Here is a 4314-nt window from a genome sequence, read left to right on the forward strand (position 1 = left end):
GAGCTCCGCGGGCGCTTGGTCGCACAGGCGGATCCGTCCCGGTTCGTCGCACCCGGTGACGTCGTCGCGCCGTTCGCCGCGGGGCGCGCGCACCGTCAGACCTCCCGTACCCGGCCGCCGTCGTGGCTCCCGCAGGAGCCGACCTCGACCGCCGGTCGCGGCAGCGGGCCCGGCCGGGCCGAGCCATCCGCGGACCGCACCCAGCTGCAGCCCGGCGCCGATCTGCCCGCGACCGCGATGCACAGCCCGCCGCTGCACGGCCCCGACTCCGGCTACGGCTCCGACTCCGGCTACGGCCAGGACCCGGGTTACGGCCAGGAGGCCAGGTATCGCTACGGCGACAGGTCCCGGGCGGGCGAACAGTCCGGCTACGGTTCCCCGGCGGGCTACGGCCCGACCGCGGGCTATCCCGGCACCAGCGCCCCCGGGTATCCCGACGACTCCGGTTATGGTGACGCCCGCGATCCTGGCACCGTCTACCAGCCGGGCCCGTCCGGATGGTCGAACGCGGCCCACGCGCGCGGCGACGACCAGGACTGGTCGGGCGGCCGGGCCGGCCGGCGCCGCGGCACCGCTGCCGGCGCCGGGCGCCTGACACTGCCCCTGCCCGTGCTGCTCATCCTGCTCGTGCTGACGATCGCGATCACCGCGTTCGTGTCCAACCGGCTGTTCACCGGCAACGGTTCCGAGTCGAACTCGGCGGGCGCCCCGGCCGGGGTGGTGTCCACGCCGCCGATCGGTTCTGACATCGTCGGTCCAGCAGATGGAGTCGGTCCAGCAGATGGAGTCGGTCCAGCAGATGGAGTCGGTCCCACAGTCGGGATCGGAGCAGGTGGCACGGCGCGGGCAGGGGAGTATTCGTGACCGACGCAACCCAGACGTACACGCCTGACGCGGCCCCGCAGCTCATCGGCGGTCGCTACGAACTCGGCGGCGGCATCGGCTATGGCGGGATGGCGGAGGTCTACCGAGGCCGTGACATCCGGCTCGGCCGTGAGGTGGCGATCAAGACCCTGCGCTCGGATCTGGCCCGCGACCCCACGTTCCTCGCCCGCTTCCAGCGCGAGGCGCAGTCGTCCGCGGCGCTGAACCATCCGGCGATCGTCTCGGTGTACGACACCGGCGAGGACGTCATCAACGGGACGCACATCCCGTACATCGTGATGGAGTTCATCGAGGGCCGGACCCTGCGCGACGCCCTGCAGGCCGAGGGCCGGTTCACCGAACGCCGCGCCATGGAGATCACCTCCGACGTCTGCGCCGCACTGGACTACAGCCACCGGATGGGGATCATCCACCGGGACATCAAGCCGGCGAACGTCATGCTCAGCCCGGATGGCGCGGTCAAGGTGATGGACTTCGGCATCGCCCGGGCCACCACCGCCACCTCGTCCACGATGACCGCGACCGCGGCCGTCATCGGCACCGCGCAGTACCTGTCCCCCGAGCAGGCCCGAGGCGCGCGGGTGGATGCCCGCAGCGACGTCTACACCACCGGGGTGCTGCTCTACGAACTGCTCACCGGCGCCCCGCCGTTCCGCGGCGACAACCCGGTCGCCGTCGCCTACCAGCACGTCCGGGAGGATCCCGACCCGCCGTCGGCGCACGACCGGGACATCTCCCCCGAGGCCGACGCGATCGTCCTCAAGGCGATGGAGAAGGACGCCGACGACCGCTACCTCACTGCGGGTGAGATGCGCGACGATCTGGAACGAGCGCTGGCGGGACGCCAGGTTCAGGCGATGATGGGAGGTGGTGGCGCCAGCGGTGCCGCCACCACCCTGGGTCCCGCCGCCGGCACCGCCGTCCTCGGCCGCGGCGACCGCGCCGGCTATCCCACTCGCGACCGCTACGGCGACGACCGCTACGGCGACGACGCGACCTCCTTCGCCCCGGCCGCCGGTGCGTATGCGGACGCACCGTATGACGACGGCCGCTTCGGCACCGGTCCGTTCGACCGCTACGACCTCACCGGCGCCCTCGACCGGCGCGCCGTGCCCGGCAGCCCGCAGAAGTCGCAGGCGTGGAAGTACATCCTCGCCGGCCTCGGCGTCGTCGTGGTGTTCGTCGCGGTGGTGCTGCTCGCGTCCACCTTCCTCAGCGGTGGCGGGGGTGGCGGCGGGTCGGGCGACCAGATCGCCGTCCCGAAGGGCCTCATCGGCCTCAACGAGCAGAACGCCCGGGCCCGGCTGCAGAGCGCCGGCTTCCGTGGCACGGTGACCCTCTCCTCGGTGGACGATCCGGACAAGGCCGGCCAGGTCACCAAGGTCGACCCGGCCGAGGGCACCGAGGTCGACGTCGCGGGAACGATCACCCTGTTCATCGGCAAGGCTGCGGGTGACGTCACCATTCCCAGCGACCTGGTAGGCAAGACGCAGACCGAGGCCGAGCAGCAGCTGCGCGGGCTAGGGCTGAACCCGACCATCATGCCCTTCTACAACCAGACCACCCAGAAGGTCGGCCGGGTCGACAGCACCGACCCGGCGGTAGGCGGCCCGGTGAAGGCCGGTTCCACCGTCACCGTCTACGTCGTCAGCGCCAACGTCAACGTGCCCGACGTGCGTAACCGCTCCTACGACAGCGCGGTCGCCGAGCTCGGCCGCTGGGGTCTGAACGCCACCCGCCAGGACGTGGCGAACAACAACGTCGCGCCGGGAACCGTGGTGGACCAGCAGCCCTCGGGCACCAATGTGGCCCGCGGGTCGACCGTCACGCTCTCGGTCGCCGCCCAGATCCAGACCACTCCCCCGCCGAGCCCCACCACCACCCAGCCGACCGACCAGGAGCCGACCCAGACTCCCGGCGGCGGCCAGACCCCGACCCCCGGCACCGGCGGCCAGACTCCGTCGACCGGCCCGACGGGCGTGCTCGGCGGCGGTGCCGGTGCTGCCGCCGCCCGGCGGCCCGGCAGTGGTACCGGCACCGGTGTGGGCGGTGGGACCGGTGGTGGTAACGGTGGAGCCGGTGGTGGTAACGGCGGGACCGGCAGTGGGACCGGCGGGACCGGAACCAACTGAGCACCGATGACCGCGCCGAGTACTGCACGCCGAGCCTGGACGGGGGCTGCCTGATGCGGATCCTGGTCGTCGACAACTACGACTCGTTCGTGTTCAACCTGGTCCAGTACCTCGGCCAGCTGAGGACGGACTGCGTGGTGCGGCGCAACGACGAGATCACGCCGGCCGAACTTGCTGACCTCGGCGGGTCCGGCCGCGTCGACGGGCAGCCCGTCGACGGCGTCCTGCTCTCCCCCGGCCCCGGCACGCCCGAGGCCGCCGGGGTGAGCATCCCGATGGTCCTGGCCTGCGCCGCCCGGCGACTACCGCTGCTCGGTGTGTGCCTGGGCCACCAGGCGATCGGCGTCGCCTTCGGGGCGACCGTCGACCGGGCGCCCGAGCTGTTGCACGGCAAGACCTCACAGGTCCACCATGACCGCGCCGGTGTGCTGGCCGACCTGCCCTCCCCCTTCATCGCCACCCGCTATCACTCCCTCGCCGTCGACGAGCGCACCCTGCCACCGGAGATCGAGGTGACGGCGCGGACCGACAGCGGCGTGGTGATGGCCCTGCGCCACACGACGCTGCCGTTGGAGGGCGTCCAGTTCCACCCCGAGTCGGTGCTCACCCAGGGCGGACATCTGATGCTCGCCCGCTGGCTGGAGCAGTGCGGCGACGGTGGCGCCGCACGCCGCCTGGCCCCCGGCCTGTCCGCCGAAGTCGAACTTCTGCGCGCCGCCGCCTTCAGCTGACCGTCCGCACGGTCAGGGTCGGGCCGCCGGCAGGGTGGCGTCCGGGCCCTGGCTGACCCGGTAGCCCAGGCGGTAGGCGTCCACGTACTGCCGGTAGATCGTGACCTGTGGATCGTCGCGCAGGCTGGCCTGCATCGCGGCGCCGTCCCCGACGGCGGTGATCCGGAACGGCGGCGAGAACACCCGACCCTGTAGCAGGAGGGTGTTGCCGACGCAGCGCACCGCGGTCCGCGCGGTGACCCGGAGATCCATGATCGTCATCGCCTCGGCGCCGCCGTGCCACAGGGCGTTCACGACGGCCTGGACGTCCTGTTGGTGAACGACCAGATCGTCCGGGCCGGGGGTCCGTATCCCCGCCGGGTAGGGCCCGCGCCGACTGGACGGTGGCGCATCGTCGAGTTCGACGCTCACGGCCGGTCCGTGCACCGCGGCGAGGCCCACCGCCCCGGCGAGCTCCCCGCCAGCGGCGTCGGTACCGACGCCGGTCGCCGGTCCAGTGGCCGTCCCAGGTCCGGGAGGCGTCCCAGGTCCGGGAGGCGTCGCGGGCGCCGGGGACGCCGCGGGCG

General features: G+C 72.7%; 3 protein-coding genes and 1 pseudogene. 3 read left to right on the forward strand and 1 reads right to left on the reverse strand.

What is annotated here, in order from left to right; genetic code table 11:
• The 3 genes and pseudogenes from ND747_RS20110 to ND747_RS20120 form a co-directional block, all read left to right on the forward strand.
• Nucleotides 1-864, forward strand: a pseudogene (locus ND747_RS20110) (hypothetical protein); the annotation flags it as partial.
• The gene (gene pknB, locus ND747_RS20115) at nucleotides 861-3017 is read left to right on the forward strand and encodes a Stk1 family PASTA domain-containing Ser/Thr kinase (protein ID WP_251735394.1); all 2157 of its coding nucleotides are present in this window, start codon (nucleotides 861-863) and stop codon (nucleotides 3015-3017) included. The pseudogene ND747_RS20110 and the gene pknB, both read left to right, overlap by 4 nt.
• Before the next feature lie 53 nt (nucleotides 3018-3070).
• The gene (locus ND747_RS20120; RefSeq protein ID WP_251735395.1) at nucleotides 3071-3748 is read left to right on the forward strand and encodes an aminodeoxychorismate/anthranilate synthase component II; all 678 of its coding nucleotides are present in this window, start codon (nucleotides 3071-3073) and stop codon (nucleotides 3746-3748) included.
• A gap of 12 nt (nucleotides 3749-3760) precedes the next feature.
• Here ND747_RS20120 and ND747_RS20125 read toward each other — a convergent pair.
• Nucleotides 3761-4314: DUF881 domain-containing protein (locus ND747_RS20125; RefSeq protein ID WP_251735397.1), on the reverse strand; the 554-nt coding region annotated here is incomplete at its 5' end.

It is taken from the genome of Frankia sp. R82 (assembly GCF_023716925.1).
Classification (GTDB): Bacteria; Actinomycetota; Actinomycetes; order Frankiales; family Frankiaceae; genus Frankia.

What these genes read in the sequence shown, in the direction of transcription:
- ND747_RS20120 (WP_251735395.1), top strand. Translation starts at nt 3,071, where the DNA reads ATGCGGATCCTGGTCGTCGACAACTACGACTCGTTCGTGTTCAACCTG.